The following is a 2,201-nucleotide window of genomic DNA, read 5'->3' as shown; positions in this document are numbered from 1 at the left end:
ATGAAGGGCACGATGGGCACGCAGGACTTGCCGAGCTCGCAGTCCAGGATCGCCAATCCAACGAAGAATCCAAAGGAAATGAAGGAATTAGTGGACAGAATGATACCCATCATGCCGTTGACGTTAATTAAAGAACGGAAATGAATGGTAAAGACAGGATTCTGATGTTAATGACGTTCCAAAACGTGAATTAAGGTTTTTAAACGCTTTACCAACGTTATTCAAAACAGTGCTATATTATATATGATGATTGTTTAAAATCAAAAGATCATGAGTAACAATTGCTGCTTTTTCACCCAGCCAGCCAACGCATTCTTCGAAGTCTTCGAAGCCAGCGAATTCTGTTGATGCAGTTTAGCGGTAGTTGATGAAGCAATTGATGCCCATCATTCCAATAACATGAATTTAAAGAACGGTACTGAACGGCCTCAACAGGAATTTGATGCTGATGACAGGTATTTACTTATAATATCAGGGCTTTCATATGAAAAACAACTCTCAAAGACATGCAATGACGTTCCTATACATGAAATAACGTTTTTAAACGCTTTACTTACGTCATTCAACACAATGCTATCTTAGATATATTTATTCTATTAATTTTAAAGATTAGATCAAAAGCTTATTTCTGATGTTAGGTTTGAGCTAATCATTTATTAAAATTGATTTACTATAAAATACAATGAATACGTTATTGAAATATAATTTTTAAATTAGATGCATCGTTATAAGATAACTACGTAAATGAATTACCTCAAAACTGCTTGAATTAAACCTGGGATAAAAATATAAATTTTAAAGATTCAAGCGTTAAATTGTGATTTAGGGGGCGAAGCTATGTTAGAATAAGTTTTTCAAATGATCTTGCCTGTTAATAATCAGTATTTTTTCATCTTCAAGCACTAAATATCCGTAATCGTAGCAATACACATAAGTGTTTCCATTTTTGGTTGTACGATGGTCGGTGTAAAAATCAAAATTGAAATCGAGATCTGACAGAAATGATTTAGCCACTGTGGTTTTCCCTTTTGGACTCACATATTTTAAAATCGACCTGTTTTTTCTCAGAATTTTGTTCAGCGAACGAATGAAATCTTCATCTTTATTTTTAACGGAGTTATGAAAGGCTGTTCGACAATCGGTACTGCAAAAAAGCTTGTCAGCTCGTCCTTTAAAGGATTTGTTGCAAAACTTGCATACTTTCTGATCTGATATTTCCATTTATTATGCGTTTATACACGTTTTTACACATCTAATATAAGGGTTTTGGTTGAATGTTCATTTAGTTTTACACAAAATTTAAAAAAAACGAATATGAACTCAACTCTTCTTTATCTTAACAAAGCCATGATAAATGGTCATGAGATGATCCGTTTATTATTCAAGCAGAACGATCAGATCATATCTCTTATTAACAGAAATGACTGGATTTTCTTTGATTATGAATTAAAGTCATGGGTTACCAAGTATTCAGACCAGAACATCAATATTTTGAAGGAATTGTTTGAAGGAATAGCCACTGTAAATACCTATTATTTACATGTTAATCCTGAAATAAAGGCCAACGATATTGTGTTGAATAAAACCATTTTATTTAATCATGTATTGGAACAAAATGAATTTAAAGGAAGTTTGCTTTTGGTTCCTGTTCAATCAAATAGCAGGGATGTAATATTGATTCGCTACCAATACAATCCGGATCTTGATGAGCGGTTGAAACACTATAATTATTGCTATTGGGACAATAAACTTGAAGGATTTTGTTTTGAGGCAAGCACATCAAAGCTAAAGTGGTTTATCCAAAAATTTTCGAATTCTTATAAAATACATATTCACCAGCAATTGACTATTATTGATACTGAAATCAGGAAGCAATTACTTGAGCAGCGATATAAAAAAACAGCAAATTTCAAGAGTGTTCCATCCGAGTTTTTGCAGATTTTATTGCAGCGCAATTATAGCTGGCAAACCGTGGTAAGTTATCATAGCAATCTTTTAAAGTTTTTAAATGCATTTAAAAATCGATCGATGAATCAAATCAACGATTTTGATGTAGGAATTATCAATAACTATCATCATGGGATGATTCAAATGAATGTGTATTGTTCGTTAAGGCACATAGTTTACACAAGTTAAAGATTAGACTTTACACTAAATTAGTTTCTAACCTTACTGATTGTTCCTTAGTTCTTAATTCATTT

The 2,201-nt window shown here is 32.4% G+C and carries 2 protein-coding genes; one reads left to right on the top strand and one right to left on the bottom strand.

The window, feature by feature from the left end:
* Nucleotides 1-840: 840 nt before the first annotated feature.
* Nucleotides 841-1,221, bottom strand: coding sequence for a hypothetical protein (locus HOG71_15010; protein MBT5992157.1), 381 nt, complete (start codon nt 1,219-1,221; stop codon nt 841-843).
* A gap of 93 nt (nt 1,222-1,314) precedes the next feature.
* On the opposite strand from HOG71_15010, the gene HOG71_15005 reads away from it, so the two are divergent.
* Nucleotides 1,315-2,136, top strand: coding sequence for a hypothetical protein (locus HOG71_15005; protein ID MBT5992156.1), 822 nt, complete (start codon nt 1,315-1,317; stop codon nt 2,134-2,136).
* Nucleotides 2,137-2,201 lie beyond the last annotated feature (65 nt).

This window comes from Bacteroidota bacterium, from assembly GCA_018698135.1.
In the GTDB taxonomy this organism is placed as follows: Bacteria; Bacteroidota; Bacteroidia; order CAILMK01; family JAAYUY01; genus JABINZ01.
Note: the sequence above shows the minus strand (reverse complement) of the source record. Positions and strands in the feature narration are given on the sequence as shown.

Excerpts from the sequence above, each read along its gene's own strand:
- HOG71_15010 (MBT5992157.1), bottom strand. The coding sequence starts at position 1,221 with ATGGAAATATCAGATCAGAAAGTATGCAAGTTTTGCAACAAATCCTTT.
- HOG71_15005 (MBT5992156.1), top strand. The coding sequence starts at position 1,315 with ATGAACTCAACTCTTCTTTATCTTAACAAAGCCATGATAAATGGTCAT.